This is a genomic window from Barnesiella propionica (assembly GCF_025567045.1).
GTDB classification, from domain to species: Bacteria; Bacteroidota; Bacteroidia; order Bacteroidales; family Barnesiellaceae; genus Barnesiella_B; species Barnesiella_B propionica.
In genome coordinates this window covers 65219-82662 of record NZ_JAOQJK010000010.1, presented here as the reverse complement: position 1 = coordinate 82662, position 17444 = coordinate 65219, and the positions used below count along the sequence as shown (strand labels likewise).

Here is a 17444-nt window from a genome sequence, read left to right as displayed (position 1 = left end):
ATGGGTGTGTCATATTCTTTCGGGAACAAAACAGAAAATGCTTCAGTTCCCGGGTGGATTATAAGAAATGAGTAAGTATTTAATAGAAAATCTTAAATATTCACAGAAGGCGGTAAAAGAAAAAACTGCTGGAAGAGTAATTGCGGCTTTTGTTGTTAATGTGGATGGCACATTGTCCGATATTGAAATGATCAGGGGCGCATCTCCTGAATTAGATGTAGAAACTTTGGGGGTTATATCCATTATACCTAAGTGGATACCCAGCTAAGATAAAGGTAAAATAGTGGCCGTAAATATGTTTTGCCTGTAGATTTTAGATGCGATAATTGATGGGTGTCTGATAAAAGAAGGGAGTGTATGGCATATTTTTTTAAATCTCTGCTAGTTGAATGTTTTAATCTGATCCCAGATTTAAAGATACATGTAAAATATGGAAAGAGGTATTCTATATGTTTGGATATTTCCTGCTAAAATTATTATTTATGAAAATAAAATATTTTTCATCGATTTTATTGGTTTTATTTGTCGGTTGCCAGTCAATAAAAAGCCCATTTCATTCCAATAATAGATATATAAAAGACTTTTACGGTCTTTATTATAATGACAGTTTAAAAATATCTATTGATTTTTTCGGAGATTATACCGCTTTAAATCAAAGTGTTGTAAAAAGAAACGAGTTTAATTCATGTGTCAATTTTATAAAAAAAAATTACCCTGACTTAAAAATCAAAAAGGAAAATTTTATTATCAAATTGAAAACAGAAGTTGAACCATGGATTCATTGCACCTTATTTTATACTTCGCAAAACAATACCATCCAAGATACGATGCTTCAGTCCTCCTATAATAATATAATATTATTTACCAAGAAAGATATAGAAAATAAAAGAACATATTTTTTAGTATTTAATCTCGATAAACAATATAAAAGCAATAATCTATTTGATCTATTGAAAGCGGAATCTTCCAATATTTTTTCTACTTTAACGATTGATGAAAATTATAATAAATCTCACCCGAAATCTCCTTTTGCAATAGCAGCTTCTGCTTTTATAGAAGATAGCGCAAACTATATTAAGCCAATAAAAAGCCTAGAGGATAAAAAAAGTAATTATAAAACCGAACAGGAAAAAAACATATGGCTACAAGCTGTTTTAACCTATAACTCGTTTATTAAAAATAATTCTCAATGGGAATTCTATTTATCCGAATTCTATCACCCCCAAGACAATACGATTAATAGTTCGATTTATGATGATGATGCTTTTAACTTTTTAACAGAACAAATAAAAGGGCAACAGTTGGTTATTATGAATGAACAACATTGGCAGCCAAAACATAGATACCTTGGTAATTTATTGTTGAAATATCTTTATGAAGAAGGTTTCAGGTATTTGGCTGTCGAAGCCATATATGGAGATAATGAGCAATCCTTAATCAATAAAAGAAAATATCCGCTTCAATCGTCAGGCTTCTATACAAAAGAGCCGACTCTAGGTAATTTTATACGGAATGCGCTCCAAATAGGATTTAATGTCATAACGTATGATACCGATTCGAATGACAGAGAGCGTGTCCAGGCAAACACTATTTACAAAAAAACTTTTAGAAATGATCCAAATGCTAAAGTTTTTGTTTGGTGTGGAATAGGTCATATTTTAGAAAATGAAAGAGAAAGTCCGAGTATGGCTTATTATCTAAAAAAGGTATCAGGAATAGACCCGTTAACCATACAACAAACATCCGGGGATTTTAAATCCAAATTTTTAGGAAGTCATTATTTGGCAATAGATGCGGATACAATGTTCCGGCAGGGATCCGACATATACATATATAATAATATAAAAGAAAATAATATTGATGTTCAACCAAATAAAGAACACAGGACTATAACGGTTCCTGTGTCTGATAACCTGCGGGAAAAAATAAAACAACATGGACAAATCCTGTTAATGATATATGATAAGGATGAATTTAAAATTCACGGATTCGATGCAGTTCCTATTTTAAATTATTTAATGGAAAGTAACGTTTCTCCTTCGATAAAATTGCCTAAAGGGGAATTTCTACTGATAAAGCGTAGCCCTTCAGGATTTATAATAGAACAAAATGATTTAGCCGTAGACTGATTCCTGTTCTGTTTCATATTTTTTAAATCGAATCTTTCTTTTTCTGCATTATTTATCTATAAAGATAAAATGCGTATTTTTGCAGTCGTAAAGATGAAAAAAATATGAGACCTGATAAAGATTTGATAGACGAGCATTTAGAACATCCCGTATTTTCTATTATTGGTAAAGTTGCCGATGAAAAAAATCAACCGTGTTATGTAATAGGAGGATATGTGAGGGATATATTTCTTTACCGGGAATCAAAGGATATAGATATCGTGACGGTAGGCAGCGGTATCGAGCTGGCTACAGCCGTGAGCCGGAAAATGGGTAAAGGCGTTCATTTATCGGTATTTAAGAATTTCGGAACGGCGCAGGTAAAAGCTAAAGACTTAGAGGTGGAGTTTGTGGGAGCGCGTAAGGAATCGTATCAAAGGGATTCCCGTAAACCGATTGTGGAAGACGGTACGCTCGAAGATGACCAGAACAGACGGGATTTTACGATCAATGCTCTTGCATTATGTTTGAATAAAGAGCATTTCGGAGAGTTGGCCGATCCTTTTAACGGAATGGAAGATATGGAACATGGAATAATCCGTACTCCTCTTGACCCTGATATTACTTTTAGCGATGATCCTTTGCGTATGATGCGTGCGATACGCTTTGCCACACAACTTAATTTCAAGATTGAAGAAAAAACCTTTGCTGCTATCGAACGTAACAGGGAGCGCATTTCTATCATATCAAAGGAACGTGTCATTGACGAGTTGAATAAGATTATGCTTTCCGATGAACCATCCCGCGGTTTTCTTTTGTTGGACGAGTGTAAATTACTTCCGTTAATCTTTCCTGAGCTTGATGCATTGAAAGGTGTCGATACGGTTGCCGGCCGTGGACATAAAGATAATTTTTACCATACACTTATGGTACTGGACAATGTGTCTTTACGCACCCGTGACTTGTGGCTCCGGTGGGCTGCTTTGCTTCATGATATTGCAAAACCAGTGACAAAACGATATGATGCTAAATTGGGATGGACTTTTCATAATCATAATTTTGTCGGTGAGAAAATGATTCCTGGTATATTCAGACGCATGAAGCTTCCTTTGAACGAAAAGATGAAATATGTACAAAAAATAGTCGGATTGCATATGCGTCCGATTGTCTTGGCCGAAGAAGAGGTTACGGATTCTGCAGTTCGCCGCCTGTTGTTCGATGCAGGCGATGATATAGAAGATTTGATGATGTTGTGTGAGGCCGATATTACTTCGAAAAACCAAGAAAAAGTAAAGCGATTTTTAGAGAATTTTGCGTTAGTACGTACAAAACTCAGGGAGATAGAAGAAAAAGACCGGGTTCGGAATATGCAACCTCCGATTTCGGGAGAAGAAATTATGGAAATATTCGGGCTTTCCCCGTCTCGTACTGTAGGGGATATCAAAAGCGCAATAAAAGATGCCGTACTGGATGGTATTATTCCTAATGAACGGGATGCTGCATATCGATTCATGCTCGAGACCGCAGAGAAGTTAGGATTGAAACCCGTCCATCCTTTACGTTGATTCTTATAAAACGATTCTTTCTTTATTTAGTTACGATATAGTCCTTGTGCGCTTTTAAAACAAATAATATTTATTTAAAGGGATAGAGGTAAGTTGACCTGCCTATCCGGTGAAGCGAGAGATTTTATAGTCATCTTTTAGCCAATGGCGCAGAAAGAATGAAATGTCTCGTTGAAAGTTATGTTTTACAATATCAGTTTTTCATAAAATATTTTAGCAACGGATTTTTTTATTTTGACAAAAATCCTTTTTTGGGTATTTATATTGTACAATTTGCTTTAAAAATTCAGATATTATATTTTTTTGAAAGAATTTTAGGTAAAAAGGTTGCAATTTATAAATTTATTTTTCATCTTTGCATTCGAAACGAAATATGAGGAGCTCTCCTTTATTCTACTCAAGAGAATTGAACTGAAAATTAATTATTAAGCGATGAAGGTACAAGAAGTATTAAACGACTTACAAAGACGTTTTCCCAATGAGCCGGAATATCACCAGGCTGTAGAAGAGGTGTTGGCAACAATCGAAGATGTTTATAATGAACATCCTGAATTTGAGCGTTACAATCTGATAGAACGGTTATGTATACCTGATCGTATCTTCACGTTCAGGGTTACATGGGTTGATGATAAAGGACGTGTACAGACGAATATGGGATACAGAGTGCAGCATAATAATGCTATCGGCCCGTATAAAGGAGGAATTCGTTTCCATTCTTCTGTGAATCTTTCCATCCTTAAGTTTCTGGCTTTTGAACAGACGTTCAAAAATGCACTTACGACTTTGCCTATGGGTGGTGGTAAAGGTGGTTCCGATTTTAGTCCTAAAGGAAAATCGGATATGGAAATCATGCGTTTCTGCCAGGCTTTTGTAACAGAGTTATGGCGACATATAGGTCCCGAAACCGATGTGCCTGCCGGAGATATAGGTGTCGGCGGAAGAGAAGTGAGTTATATGTACGGAATGTATAAAAAACTGGCCCGGGAAAATACAGGAACATTTACAGGTAAAGGTCTGGAGTTTGGAGGATCTTTAATACGTCCGGAAGCTACCGGCTATGGAAATGTCTATTTCCTGCTTGAAATGTTGAAAACTAAAGGTATAGATATAAAGGGGAAAGTCGTAACTGTTTCAGGTTCTGGTAATGTAGCCCAATATACGGTAGAAAAATTAATAAGTCTGGGGGCGAAAGTGGTTACTATGAGCGATAGTGACGGATATATCTATGATCCGGAGGGAATAAACGCTGATAAATTGAAATACATATTCGAACTCAAGAATCTGTACCGTGGCCGTATTCGGGAATATGCCGAAGAATATGGCTGCAAATACGTGGAAGGTGGCCGTCCCTGGGGTGAGAAATGCGATATAGCAATGCCTAGTGCCACCCAGAATGAGCTTGATGGTGATGATGCGCGTACTTTGCTGGCAAACGGGTGCTTTGCTGTATCGGAGGGAGCAAATATGCCCTCGACTCCGGAGGCTATAGACCAGTTTTTGAATGCAAAGATATTGTATGCGCCTGGAAAGGCTGCTAATGCGGGCGGTGTTTCGGTGAGTGGTCTTGAAATGACCCAGAATTCCATGAAGATAAGCTGGACTGCTGAAGAAGTGGATAATAAACTGAAACAAATCATGCATGATATTCATGAACAATGTATTCGTTACGGAAAACAAGAAGATGGTTATACCAACTATGTGAAAGGAGCTAATACCGCAGGATTCATGAAAGTTGCAAAAGCTATGATGGCGCAGGGTATTTTGTAAACAATAGGTTATTAATAAAAAGATTGTTAAAAAGAAAGGACGGATAATACTATCCGTCCTTTCTTTTTATTATATAAAAATTACAATAATGCTTTGATTTTGGTTTCTAAATCAGATTTAGAGGTGGATCCCACGTGTTTATCTACTAATTTCCCGTCTTTAAAAAAAAGCAGGGTAGGAATATTACGGATACCGAATTCGGAGCTTAATTCAGAATCATCATCTACATTATACTTACCTATGATGACTTGTCCTTCATATTGGACGGCAAGTTCTTCGACCGAAGGTGCTATCTGTCGGCAGGGACCGCACCATTCTGCCCAAAAATCAATGACAACTGGTTTGCCCGATTCTATCAGTTCTTTTGCGTTAGCATCTGTAATTGTTAAAGCCATTTCTCAATTTATTTAGTTTTAGGTTTACGTTTACTGCCTTATGGCGTAACAAATTTAGATAAACAAAGTAAGTTCTACAATACCTAATTGTTTATTTTGAATGAAATATCCTCATTTTCCTTTAAAAAATCAATTAATTCCTTTGTAATACGCGGTCTTCGCGAAGAACGTAATTTTACCGATTTTTTATGTTCGGGATCGTATATCTGGAAGTATAAGTCCGATTTATGCTGATGAGCGGCCGGGAGAAAATCAGATAAAGATTTGATTATTCCCCTATTTACTGCATCTATCGACATATTAATGGTAAGAGAATGAAGTAGTTTATCCTTTACATCCTGTAGAAGCTCGATAGAAGTTATTTTCAGATCAACTCTGTCTGGGTTATATCTGGAACGTTGGCAACGGGCATGTACAAGTATGAACATGCCGTTAATACCATATTTCCCATAATCGATGTAATCTTGTCCGAATAATGCCAATTCTTCGGCTCCGGAGTAATCTTCTATTTTCAGGAATCCACAAGATGTACCCTTTTTGGTAAGGGCTGTCCGGTAATCGATGACAATACCTCCGAATGTGATATCTTTATTTTCGAGGGCTTCACGATCTTTTAATTCAATCATGCGAGTGTTGCATCCGTATTCGAGTTCCAATGCATAAGTATCCAGTGGATGAGCGGAAAGATACATGCCTACCAGCTCTCGTTCTTTATCCAGGCGTATTAGATCGGGCCAGGATTCGGCATAAGGAACTTCCGGGGTGGCTGTGGAAATGGGAGCTATATCACCGAAAAGAGAATTGGTCTGCATCATTTTGTCAGCTTGTACTTTCTGACCGTACCTTACTAAAGAATCAAGGAAGGGTTCTCCTTTGGTGTTCATACAGCTCGCATCGAACACTTCTCGTTTAGTTTCGGAGAATGCATCGAAGGCTCCGGCTATTGCCAGAGATTCTATGTTCTTTTTATTACAAGCGGAAAGATTTACCCTTTCTACGAAATCGAAAACAGATTTATAGGGACCGTTAGCTTCACGTTCCTGAATAATCGCCTGTACAGCAGCTTCTCCGACACCTTTGATGGCGGCTAATCCGAATCGTATGTCTCCATGATTGTTTACGGAAAATTTTGATAAACTCTCGTTGACGTCAGGCCCAAGTACCTGGATCTTCATGGATTTACATTCATCCATATATTTTGTTACTTCTGTCAGGTCATTCAGGTTCCGGCTTAATACTGCCGCCATATATTCTGCCGGGAAATTAGCTTTCAGATAAGCTGTTTGAAAAGCTACCCAGGAGTAACAGGTTGCATGACTTTTGTTGAATGCGTATGAAGCGAATTTTTCCCAGTCTCCCCATATCTTTTCCAGTACTTTCGGGTCATGACCGTTGCTTACTCCGCCATTAATGAAAAGCGGTTTGAGTGCATCCAGTTTGTCTCTTAGCTTCTTACCCATTGCTTTGCGTAATCCGTCGCTCTGGCCGCGGGTAAAGTTTGCCAATAAACGGGAGAGGAGCATGACCTGTTCCTGATAGACCGTAATACCGTATGTATCTTTCAGATACTTTTCCATAATGGGGATATCGTATTCGATAGGTTCCCGTCCGTGTTTACGGGCAATGAACTGCGGTATATAATCCATTGGGCCCGGGCGATACAGGGCGTTCATGGCTATAAGGTCTTCAAAGGTTGAAGGATGTAACTCTCTCAGGTATTTTTGCATACCTGCCGATTCGAACTGGAACGTACCGGTTGTTTTACCGGCACAGTAAAGTTCGTATGTTTTAGGGTCGTCAATGGATATATTATCAATATCTACATCAATATGCTTGGATATACTGATGTTTTCGACCGCATCTTTAATGATAGACAGGGTTTTCAAACCCAGGAAGTCCATCTTGATAAGCCCCGTCGACTCAATTACGCTTCCTTCATATTGAGTAACCAGCATTTTTTCTCCCGTCACTTTATCGTCGGCGGTACTGACCGGTACCCAGTCGGTAATATCATCACGGCCTATGATGACGCCACAGGCGTGGACTCCCGTATTGCGAACATTTCCTTCCAGCATTTTGGCATATTTAAGCGTATTGCTTAATTGCGGGTTACTGGATTCTTCAGCCTGTTTCAACTCAGGAACATAATCTATGGCAGCCTGTAATGTTATTTTTTTAGTGTCGGGTATTTTATCAGGTATAAGTTTTGCCAGCCGGTTCGATTCACTTAAAGGCAGTTTCTGTACGCGTGCTACGTCCTTTACCGAAAGTTTGGTGGCCATGGTTCCGTATGTGATGATATGGGCTACTTTTTCATATCCGTATTTGTCGGTGACCCATTGAAGGACTTCGCCTCTGCCGTCGTCATCGAAGTCTATATCTATATCGGGAAGTGAGATACGGTCGGGGTTCAGGAAACGCTCAAACAGTAAATCGTATTGTATAGGATCAATTTGAGTAATTCCGAGACAATATGCTACGGCCGATCCGGCAGCCGATCCACGGCCAGGCCCGACCGAAACACCCATATTTCGGGCTGCAGCAATGAAATCCTGCACGATGAGGAAATATCCCGGGAATCCCATGGATTTGATTGTATTCAATTCGAAGTCCACACGTTCTTGTTGTTCTTCGGTAAGTGTTCCCCAGCGTTTCTTTGCTCCTTCCATCGTTAGGTAACGGAGATAGTCGTTGTCATCGGAAAAACCTTCCGGAAGAGGAAAATTAGGAAGTATCGGGTCGTGCTCTATATTATAAACTTCAACTTTGTCTAAGACCTCTACCGTGTTTGAGAGCGCTTCTGGTATATCGGAAAAAAGCTCATTCATCTCTTCTTGAGTTTTCATCCATTCCTGCTTGGTATAGAGCATACGTTTCGGATCATCCAGGTCTTTGCCTGTACTCAGACAAATAAGGTGATCGTGGGCTTCGGCGTTTTCTTCATCTACGAAATGTACGTCATTGGTACAAACTAGTTTTATATTATGTTTCCGGGAAAATTCTATCAGATATTTATTTACGTTTTCTTGTAAAGGATATGCTTCGTGATTGGCGCGGGGAACAGTCGCTTTATGACGTTGCAACTCCAGATAATAATCTTCTCCAAACAGATTTTTGAACCAGAGAACAGCTTCTTCTGCTCCGGCTATATCTCCATTGGTGATTTTTTTGGGTATTTCACCACCCAGACAGGCAGAACATACGATAAGTCCTTCGTGGTATTTTTCCAGTTCCGCCCGGTCGGTACGGGGACGCATATAATAACCTTCGGTCCAGGCTTTGGAAACAAGCTTGATGAGATTATGATAACCGGTATTGTTTTTTGCCAGAACGACCAAGTGATATCCGCTTTGGTCTTCTCGGCCGTTTTTTTTAAGTAAGCCGTTTCGGGCTACGTACATTTCGCAACCCAGAATAGGTTTGAAAAGTTTCTTCTCTGTATCGGCTATTTCCTTTTCGATGTCGGCTATAACGGCTTCCTTGTCTTCTGCTTCTTCATTCCCTTCTTTAATGTCTTTAATCCGTTTTTTTAAAGATTTGATGGCCTTATTGTAGTCCCCGTTCTTTTTGTTACATATATCGAACAGTTCTTTTATGCCGAACATGTTTCCATGGTCTGTGAGTGCAATGCCCCTCATTCCGTTTTTTATGGCTTTGTTTACTAAAGCCGATATGGAAGCCTGTCCGTCAAGCAATGAATATTGTGAGTGGACATGTAGATGTACAAAAGGTTGCATGATTCCGGATTTTTTGTTTTCGAGTTGTAAAGTTACAATTCAAAACGGTTTAAAAAAAGAAGAATCAATAAAAAAATCTTTTCGGAACGTTAATGTCTTTTTCTTTTCATACGCAAACGAAAAACATATTTTGATTCTTTATTTCTTTCCGGGTTCTTCTCCGTATTGTTTGTCGCTATGTTTCAATACTTTGGCATCAATGTAGAAAATAATGGATTCGGCCATATTGGTTATATGATCGCCCGAACGTTCCAATTTCCTGAATACACTTACCAGATCGAGGCATATTCGGGTGTCCTCTGGATGATTGAGTAAATGTGCGGACATGGTTCCGGTTATTTTCCGGTTTATCTCATCCAGCAAGTTATCTTTAGAAAAAATTGAGGACGCTATTGAAATATTCTCCTCATCGAGGGCCTCCCGGGTCAGTTTCAGCATGGTGAGAACCTGATTCCCCATTTTATCATATTGCAGGGATTCCAGTAATTCCCGTGATATAATATATTCTTTGTTATGTATGACAAACCAGGCAATGCCTTCGGCAAAATCTCCTAATCTTTCGAGATCTGAGTTTATTTTGAGCATGGCCAGGACAAAACGAAGGTCGACCGCTACGGGACTATAAAGTGCAATAATATTTTCGATCGTACTGTCTATTTTCAGTTCGTAGGTATTTACACGTTTTTCTCTGACTATAACCTGTTGAGCCAAATCGGTATCTACAGTATTGACTGCGTTTATAGCTTTTTCCATCTGGTTATAGACAAGAGCCCACATATCGTCAACTTCTTTTTTGAGCAGAGATAAATGAGATTCTATAAATTTTACCATATATCTATGTTTTTTTAATTCATTTGATGATTATCCGAAGCGTCCTGTAATATAATTCTGGGTCGATGTTTTCGACGGATTGGTGAAAATTTTACGTGTATCGTCATATTCTATCATTTCACCCATATAAAAATAAGCGGTTTTGTTGCTTATCCGGGTGGCCTGTTGCATATTGTGGGTGACAATGATAATCGTATAGTCTTTTTTCAGTTCATAAATAAGTTCTTCTACCTTGGCAGTCGATATAGGATCCAGTGCCGAAGCAGGTTCGTCCATAAGTAGTACCGACGGAGAAACCGCCATGGCGCGGGCTATACATAGTCTTTGCTGCTGTCCTCCGGAAAGAGCGTATGCCGATTCTTTCAGTTTATCTTTTACTTCATCCCATAGGGCAGCACCTTTAAGTGTTTCTTCAACACGCTGGCGGATGAATAATTCGTCTTTTATGCCATTCACTCTTAGCCCATAAGCTACATTTTCAAAGATACTTTTTGGGAAAGGGTTGGGGCGCTGGAATACCATTCCTACATTTTTACGAAGTTCATCGACTTGTACGCCTTTAGCATAAATATCGTTTCCGTCTATCAGTACTTTTCCTTCCAGCCGGGTATCCGGAATAAGATCGTTCATTCGATTGAATAGTCTCAGAAAGGTCGATTTTCCGCAACCGGAAGGTCCGATAAAGGCAACGACCGATTTTTCCTCTATTTCCATGTTTATATTTTTTAGCGCATGGAAGTTGCCATAATAGAAATTGACATCCTTTGCTTCGATTTTTATCATATAGGTGCTATTTATTTGTTCTTACTTTTTTAGAGAAAAATTTTCTTAGAGTATTAGCCAAAATATTGACAAGTAAAATGATAACAATGAGTACCAGGGCGGTTCCGTAAGCGATGGGTAGCTGGGCTTCCATGTTGGTTCCGCTGGTAGATATAACGTATAGGTGATAGGGTAATGCCATACACTGGTCTAGTAAACCTGAGGGAAGATTCGGTAAAAAATAGGCGGCACAGGTGAATAATATAGGTGCTGTTTCTCCCGAGACGCGCCCCAGAGCCAGAATGAGACCCGTGATGATGTTTGGCATTGCCATCGGAATGATTACATGCCAGATAGTTTGTAATTTGGTAGCTCCCAAGGCTCGGCTGTTTTCTCTGAAACTGTCCGGTATAGCTTTTAAAGCTTCTTCTGTAGTACGTATAATGAGAGGAACACATAATAAACCTAAGGTGAGAGAGCCGGCTAAAATACTGTCTCCGAAATCCAGATACTTGACAAAGAGAGCCATTCCGAAAAGTCCGAAGACGATTGAAGGTATGCCGCTTAGATTATTGGTCATAACCCGTATGAACCGTATTAATTTTCTTTTTGGGGCATATTCGTTCATGTATATCCCGCTCATAATACCTGTGGGAAAAGCAAATATCGCGCTACCTATCATCAGATAGAATGTTCCTACGATAGCAGGCCATATACCTCCGGATGTCATCCCGTCAGCCGGATAACCGGAGATGAATTTCCAGTTTATGACTCCAGCGCCTTTGTAAATAATAAATCCTAATATACCGAACAAAAGAATTACGATGCTATAACTTAATAAAGAAAATATCCCGAAAGCCCATTTTTGCGATCTGGTTTTACGTCTTTCATATCCGGACGGGAATACAGGTTTGTTCATTATTTTTGCTTATTACTGATGTATTCTACACTCAGGTTGATAATGAGAGTAATGAAAAAGAGGATAACTCCGAGCAAGAAAAGTGCTTGGTAATGAGTCCCTCCCGAAGGGGTTTCTCCAAGCTCGGCTGCTATTGTTGCGGGTATCGTTCGTAATGGTTCCAGAATGGAATGCGGGATAACGGCAGCATTTCCTGTTACCATGAGCACGGCCATCGTTTCACCTATAGCTCTTCCGATACCCAATACGACTCCTGATGTGATACCAGAGATGGAGAAGGGAATCACTACCTTATATATAGTTTGCCATTTCGAGGCTCCTAATGCCAAGCTTGCTTCCCTCATGGAGTTCGGGCAATTTCGCATAGCATCTTCACTGACTGTAATGATAGTAGGAAGTGCCATAATAGCTAATACGATACTGCCTGCAAGTCCGGTTTCTCCGACGGGTAAACCGAATATTTTTTGTATGAACGGAACGATGACGATAAGTCCGAAAAAACCGTAAACGACCGAAGGAATCCCGCTTAAAAGTTCTATTACAGGCTTAAGTATATTACGGATCCGGTTATTCGCTACTTCGCTCATATATACCGAAACGGAAAGCCCGAAGGGAAGTGCGAATAAAATAGCGAATGCACTTACCCATAGAGTTCCACCGATAAGTGGTAGTATTCCGAATTGTGCAGCTGGTGTAGCTGTAGGAAACCATTCTGTACCGAATAATACGTCTCTCATGGGGATTGCATTGTCTTTCAAGATACGGCTTTTGGGATTTTGGGGAATAAATTCTTCAGGAATAAAAGCTATCATTCCGGGTGTCATATGGATGAGAGAATCTATTTTGGTGGAGGCATGTTCATATTCTTTTCCTAGCTCTGTTTCTGTAAAATAATGCGTAAGGTCGTTCAAGCGGAAAACGGTTATAGGCTCTCTGGGGCCACCCAATTGTTCCCAGTTCAATATTTCTTCGTCAAAGATGTCTTTGATTTGTGAGGCATTTAGCTTTTTTACGGTGTTATTTTCATTGAAGGCCAGTACATATCCGTCTTCTATGGTTTTCTTATTGAACAGGCCGAATGCTTCGGTGAACAAAAAAGCGATAATAAGTAAAACTACTATACTGGTAAGGAATCCGCTGCATTGTATTATTCCTTCTATGATACGTTCGAAAATTCTTTTCATGTTTTTTCTTTCTTATACAAAGAAGGCTATCTTGTATGAAGTATCTGTGAAGAAAGTTTTAAGAATGTGTGTAGAAAATATTTCGTTAGCATTACAAGAATATTATGTGGTGGACAGATTGCTATGATAAAGTAACCGAAATGTCATATATATGTAATTTTCGGACTGTTCTTTTGTAAATAATAAATCAAGCATTTATGAAAGAAGTACTCTGTTTTTTCCTGATGTTTTATTCTTCTATATCGATTTCGGTGGCTCAAAATGTCAAAGGAAGCGATACGGTACTGCCTGTTTCCCAGATTGTGGCCGAAAGTTTTCTGAAACAAAATTCTTCGGGAGATATAACAGTGACCGGAGGAGGAACCGGAGTAGGATTTTCTTCATTGATGAACGGTACTTGCGATATTGCAATGGCATCCCGTGAAATCAGCTTTAGCGAAAAAATGAAGTTTAGAAAAGAACATAGAGAGATAATAGAAAAGGTGATCGCACGTGATGCTCTGGCTGTTGTTGTGAATCCGGCAAATAAGGTGAATAAACTGACGAGAAAGCAACTGGAACAAATTTTTAGAGGCAAGATTACCAACTGGAAAGATGTGGGAGGGGATAACTTGAAAATAATCGTTTACTCCCGGGAAACATCCTCGGGTACATACGAGTTTTTTAAAGAAAGTGTACTGGACGGGAAAAATTATATGAGCGGCAGCTTGTCTATGCCGGCTACAGGAGCTATTATTCAATCCGTTGCTCAGACTAAAGGGGCGATAGGGTATGTAGGTTTGGCTTATATAAATAAAAAAGTTAAATCTCTGGCCGTTTCTTATGATGATAGAAATTATTCTTATCCTACCGTGGAAAATGCTTTGAGTGGAAAATATCCTGTAGTGAGACCTTTGTTTTATTATTATGACAAAGTGCGTGAAAAAAAAGTTTCTCCTTTTATTAATTATATGCTTTCTCCAAAAGGCCAGAAACTCATAATGGAAAGCGGTTATATTCCTGTGAAGTAAGTTTACGTTATATTTTTATTTCTTTTGGCTCCAAAAAAGTATATTAATTAATGCTGGAGAAATATCTATTAATTTTTTCTGTCAAAAAGTTTGTTATTGATAACTTTAATATATTAATTATATATGTTTTTTTAAAAAAATATTATATAAAAGAATCATTGCATTTGTAAATGATTACCTTTGTTGAATATTAACAAAAAAACTTTATACGTAAATGAAACCCCAATGTTTAAGATTGCATTCAGAATTTGTCAATTATATGGTAATAATTTTGTGTTGTATACTTTTTTTATCTTGTGAAAGAGGTTCCGAAAATTTAGAGAATACCGATGGAAAAGGACATACTGGAACGAGTTGTGATAATGAACTTTCACCTGCCATAAAGCGTTTTGTAGGAAATTGGTCACGACAAAGTGGCTACAATTTTCCTCAAAGTTGGATATTTTTCGCTGACGGTACCTGTGCATCTATAAACCCTGATAATAAAGGTAGTTGGACCTATGATGAGCAAACAAAAAGACTGGCAACTACAGCTGGCAGTTATGTCTATATCGTAAATATTTCTACTGATACAGAATGGTCGGGTACTTCACCATCTACTAATAAGACCACTTCTTTTGCAAAAGAATCGGAATCCAGTTCCACAACCATGTTTGGTTTCAATATATTTTATCACTATGAATGGATTAATGCAGATGGCGTAAAAATGCGTTTTGAAAAAGAGACGAATGACTTTTCTCCTACTACAACATATGGTAGATATTACCCGGACGTTGACAAAAATGAATGTGAAATTACAAAATACAACTACTCTTTTGTAGAATCCGGAGTTTGTAAAATTATGATTGATATATATAATATTAAGACGTTTCGTAAAGACTTTGAGAAATCATTTTATATCTATATAAAAGACATGAATAAAAAGAAACCTTCTCTTGTTACAAGTAAAGGGGCAGTCTTTACTGCAAATAAGGTAATTGAATAGATATTTATACAAAACGACCCGGAATATTAATATTCCGGGTCGTTTTGTATAATATTATATGTTCTGGTTATTATTCTATGATCGTGTTCCAGTTATGAATGTCCGGTTCGTCCCCGTATTGTATAGCACGAAGTTTATGATATAGTTTCTCACATACGGGGCCTGGTTTTCCGTCTTTTGAAAATACATAAGATTTGTTCTCGTCCAGGTCGTCTATACGTTCGATGGGACTGATAACTGCTGCCGTACCGCATGCTCCGGCCTCGTCAAAAGTGGAAAGTTCTTCTTCCGGAACATGGCGATGCTCTACCGTCATTCCCAGGTCTTTTGCCAGTTGCATCAGGCTTTTATTGGTAATAGAAGGCAGTATGGATGTAGACTCTGGTGTGATATAACTGTTTCCTCGTATCCCGAAAAAGTTTGCAGGTCCGCACTCATCAATGTATTTTTTTTCTTTGGCATCTAGATAGAGTACGGCTGAATATCCCATTTCATGAGCTTTTTCTCCGGCGACCAAACTGGCAGCATAATTACCGCCGACTTTATATCTGCCTGTTCCCAGTGGTGCTGCACGATCGTATTGGCGCAGAATGACCATAGGTGTAGGTTTGAAACCTTCTTTAAAATAAGGGCCTACCGGAGTTACGAATATTAGGAAAAGATATTCTTTAGCAGGTTTTACTCCTACTTGTGCCGAAGTGCCGATGAACAGAGGTCGTATATAAAGAGATGCTCCGCTTTCGTAAGGCGGAACGAAACGTTCGTTCTTTTTGATTACAGTAATAACAGCTTCTTTGAATTTTTCGGTGGGAAGTTCCGGCATCATTATACCTCTGCAACTGCTTTGCAGACGGGCTGCATTTTCTTCGAGGCGGAATACCCTGATTTTCCCGTCTTTCCCTTTGAACGCTTTCATTCCTTCAAAGGCTTCTTGCCCGTAATGAAGACAGGTCGCGGCCATATGCATGTCAATGCTTTGTGAATCTGTAACAACGATATCTCCCCATTTGCCCTCTTTGTAGGTGCAGCGTACGTTATAGTCGGTGGGCATATAACCGAAAGAAAGGTTAGACCAGTCTATATTTTCCATATGATTAAATATTAGTGAAAAAATAATTCTTATCTTTTACAAATGTAATGAATTTACAGTTTAACATCCCTGTTTTCCGGAATAGTTTTTATTAATCGGAAATGTTTAGTGGATAGATTCTGTAAATTTATGAATATAGTTATAATGCGACTTTTTGGGTAACAGATCCTACCTTAACGATATAAATACCCCGGGTTTCAATCTTTAGTTGTGACGTTCCCGGGTTTATATATGCTTGTGAAACCAATTGGCCTAAGATAGTAAATACTTGTACTTGTACCCGTTTGGGAGTACGGATATAGATAAAACCGTCATTGCTGTATACTTCGATAGGATCTCCGCTCTTGACGGTAGAAGGGAGCCGGGTCGTGTTTTGACCGTTGGAGAGAGTAATTTCTTCGGAGGTTACTTCCTGCCAGCCGCTTTTAGGAGACGCAGCTTGTATAGGCAATGTCATTAAAAGGGACATGCTGAAGAAAAGAGCTGCAGTAATCAATCTTATGGCTTTCATCTCCCAAATCGATTTTGTCATTATTTTAACACACAAAAATAAACATTTTCATTGAAAAAAGGAACCGTAAGAGGTTAATTATGAAAAAAATCATAAACTTTTCCAATTAAGAATCCTCATGTTCGGATAACGGGCCGAAATACTTCAGAATTTATATGTACGTTTCGGATTTTTAGGAAACCAGCCTTTGCGGACTCGTTCCTCCTGTTCGAATAGTTCTTTTATGGTCCAGAAAGATGAAAAGGCGAACACACCGAGAAGTGCCGCAAAGAGGACGTTGTCGGTGAGCAGGGAAAGAATAATGCCTGTAATTCCTGTTACGAGGAATATCCACCAGCAACGTGTCCCCCAGTAATATTCTGCTTTTACAACAATAGGATGGAATATTCCTATAATAAGAAATGTACTTATTCCTATTATCAGCCCTAGCAAATGATTGTTTTCTAAAAATTGCATCATAGTTATGGAAATATTTATTTACAAAGATAACTCCTGAGACGGGAAAAAGATTTTAAATAGAAGGAAAAATACGGGAATTTCTGTCATAAGAATCACATTCTCTTGTCATGCTGGAGTAATA

General features: G+C 38.6%; 15 protein-coding genes. 6 read left to right on the top strand and 9 right to left on the bottom strand.

All coding sequences use genetic code 11. The annotated features are described in order from the left end of the window. Window positions 1–67 precede the first annotated feature (67 nt). The 4 genes from OCV73_RS12650 (at window position 68) to OCV73_RS12635 (ending at window position 5440) form a co-directional block, all read left to right on the top strand. Entirely contained in the window at window positions 68–268 is a 201-nt protein-coding gene (locus OCV73_RS12650; protein ID WP_147552751.1) for an energy transducer TonB, read from the top strand. A 214-nt stretch (window positions 269–482) separates the two neighbouring features. After that, a complete protein-coding gene (locus OCV73_RS12645) occupies window positions 483–2129 on the top strand; it encodes a hypothetical protein (RefSeq protein ID WP_147552749.1) in 1647 nt (548 codons plus the stop codon). A 104-nt stretch (window positions 2130–2233) separates the two neighbouring features. Continuing rightward, a complete protein-coding gene (locus tag OCV73_RS12640) occupies window positions 2234–3673 on the top strand; it encodes a CCA tRNA nucleotidyltransferase (protein WP_147552747.1) in 1440 nt (479 codons plus the stop codon). A gap of 432 nt (window positions 3674–4105) precedes the next feature. Continuing rightward, window positions 4106–5440 (top strand): NADP-specific glutamate dehydrogenase, encoded by a 1335-nt coding sequence (locus OCV73_RS12635; protein WP_147552745.1) that lies wholly within the window; start codon window positions 4106–4108, stop codon window positions 5438–5440. An 80-nt stretch (window positions 5441–5520) separates the two neighbouring features. Here the strand turns inward: OCV73_RS12635 and trxA are convergent, their stop codons facing one another. The 6 genes from trxA to pstC all read right to left on the bottom strand — a co-directional run bounded on the left by trxA (window position 5521) and on the right by pstC (window position 13268). Continuing rightward, a complete protein-coding gene (gene trxA, locus OCV73_RS12630) occupies window positions 5521–5835 on the bottom strand; it encodes a thioredoxin (RefSeq protein WP_147552743.1) in 315 nt (104 codons plus the stop codon). Between the two features lie 83 nt (window positions 5836–5918). Next, on the bottom strand, window positions 5919–9572 hold the full coding sequence (dnaE, locus tag OCV73_RS12625; protein ID WP_147552741.1) for a DNA polymerase III subunit alpha: 3654 nt from the start codon (window positions 9570–9572) through the stop codon (window positions 5919–5921). A gap of 138 nt (window positions 9573–9710) precedes the next feature. Beyond that, window positions 9711–10403 (bottom strand): phosphate signaling complex protein PhoU, encoded by a 693-nt coding sequence (gene phoU, locus OCV73_RS12620; RefSeq protein ID WP_147552739.1) that lies wholly within the window; start codon window positions 10401–10403, stop codon window positions 9711–9713. A gap of 30 nt (window positions 10404–10433) precedes the next feature. Then, window positions 10434–11186, bottom strand: coding sequence for a phosphate ABC transporter ATP-binding protein PstB (pstB, locus tag OCV73_RS12615; protein ID WP_147552738.1), 753 nt, complete (start codon window positions 11184–11186; stop codon window positions 10434–10436). Between the two features lie 7 nt (window positions 11187–11193). Then, on the bottom strand, window positions 11194–12084 hold the full coding sequence (pstA, locus tag OCV73_RS12610; protein WP_147552736.1) for a phosphate ABC transporter permease PstA: 891 nt from the start codon (window positions 12082–12084) through the stop codon (window positions 11194–11196). Beyond that, complete coding sequence (gene pstC / locus OCV73_RS12605) at window positions 12084–13268, bottom strand: phosphate ABC transporter permease subunit PstC (protein WP_147552734.1); 1185 nt, start codon at window positions 13266–13268, stop codon at window positions 12084–12086. Before pstC ends, pstA begins: the two co-directional genes overlap by 1 nt. Before the next feature lie 197 nt (window positions 13269–13465). On the opposite strand from pstC, the gene OCV73_RS12600 reads away from it, so the two are divergent. Together OCV73_RS12600 and OCV73_RS12595 are read left to right on the top strand one after the other, a co-directional pair. Further along, window positions 13466–14278 (top strand): PstS family phosphate ABC transporter substrate-binding protein, encoded by an 813-nt coding sequence (locus tag OCV73_RS12600; protein ID WP_147552732.1) that lies wholly within the window; start codon window positions 13466–13468, stop codon window positions 14276–14278. A gap of 214 nt (window positions 14279–14492) precedes the next feature. Further along, complete coding sequence (locus OCV73_RS12595) at window positions 14493–15263, top strand: hypothetical protein (RefSeq protein WP_167551266.1); 771 nt, start codon at window positions 14493–14495, stop codon at window positions 15261–15263. Window positions 15264–15333: 70 nt separating this feature from the next. Here the strand turns inward: OCV73_RS12595 and OCV73_RS12590 are convergent, their stop codons facing one another. From OCV73_RS12590 to OCV73_RS12580, 3 genes are all read right to left on the bottom strand, one after another. Then, window positions 15334–16353 (bottom strand): branched-chain amino acid aminotransferase, encoded by a 1020-nt coding sequence (locus tag OCV73_RS12590; RefSeq protein WP_147552729.1) that lies wholly within the window; start codon window positions 16351–16353, stop codon window positions 15334–15336. A gap of 139 nt (window positions 16354–16492) precedes the next feature. Next, window positions 16493–16885, bottom strand: coding sequence for a T9SS type A sorting domain-containing protein (locus OCV73_RS12585; protein ID WP_147552727.1), 393 nt, complete (start codon window positions 16883–16885; stop codon window positions 16493–16495). Between the two features lie 123 nt (window positions 16886–17008). Then, on the bottom strand, window positions 17009–17320 hold the full coding sequence (locus tag OCV73_RS12580) for a DUF4491 family protein (RefSeq protein ID WP_147552889.1): 312 nt from the start codon (window positions 17318–17320) through the stop codon (window positions 17009–17011). Window positions 17321–17444: the final 124 nt, after the last annotated feature.

Excerpts from the sequence above, each read along its gene's own strand:
- OCV73_RS12635 (WP_147552745.1), top strand. The coding sequence starts at position 4,106 with ATGAAGGTACAAGAAGTATTAAACGACTTACAAAGACGTTTTCCCAAT.
- OCV73_RS12580 (WP_147552889.1), bottom strand. The coding sequence starts at position 17,320 with ATGCAATTTTTAGAAAACAATCATTTGCTAGGGCTGATAATAGGAATA.
- OCV73_RS12640 (WP_147552747.1), top strand. The coding sequence starts at position 2,234 with ATGAGACCTGATAAAGATTTGATAGACGAGCATTTAGAACATCCCGTA.
- OCV73_RS12585 (WP_147552727.1), bottom strand. The coding sequence starts at position 16,885 with ATGACAAAATCGATTTGGGAGATGAAAGCCATAAGATTGATTACTGCA.
- pstA (WP_147552736.1), bottom strand. The coding sequence starts at position 12,084 with ATGAACAAACCTGTATTCCCGTCCGGATATGAAAGACGTAAAACCAGA.
- pstC (WP_147552734.1), bottom strand. The coding sequence starts at position 13,268 with ATGAAAAGAATTTTCGAACGTATCATAGAAGGAATAATACAATGCAGC.
- OCV73_RS12645 (WP_147552749.1), top strand. The coding sequence starts at position 483 with ATGAAAATAAAATATTTTTCATCGATTTTATTGGTTTTATTTGTCGGT.
- OCV73_RS12650 (WP_147552751.1), top strand. The coding sequence starts at position 68 with ATGAGTAAGTATTTAATAGAAAATCTTAAATATTCACAGAAGGCGGTA.
- trxA (WP_147552743.1), bottom strand. The coding sequence starts at position 5,835 with ATGGCTTTAACAATTACAGATGCTAACGCAAAAGAACTGATAGAATCG.
- OCV73_RS12595 (WP_167551266.1), top strand. The coding sequence starts at position 14,493 with ATGAAACCCCAATGTTTAAGATTGCATTCAGAATTTGTCAATTATATG.
- OCV73_RS12590 (WP_147552729.1), bottom strand. The coding sequence starts at position 16,353 with ATGGAAAATATAGACTGGTCTAACCTTTCTTTCGGTTATATGCCCACC.
- OCV73_RS12600 (WP_147552732.1), top strand. The coding sequence starts at position 13,466 with ATGAAAGAAGTACTCTGTTTTTTCCTGATGTTTTATTCTTCTATATCG.
- phoU (WP_147552739.1), bottom strand. The coding sequence starts at position 10,403 with ATGGTAAAATTTATAGAATCTCATTTATCTCTGCTCAAAAAAGAAGTT.
- dnaE (WP_147552741.1), bottom strand. The coding sequence starts at position 9,572 with ATGCAACCTTTTGTACATCTACATGTCCACTCACAATATTCATTGCTT.
- pstB (WP_147552738.1), bottom strand. The coding sequence starts at position 11,186 with ATGATAAAAATCGAAGCAAAGGATGTCAATTTCTATTATGGCAACTTC.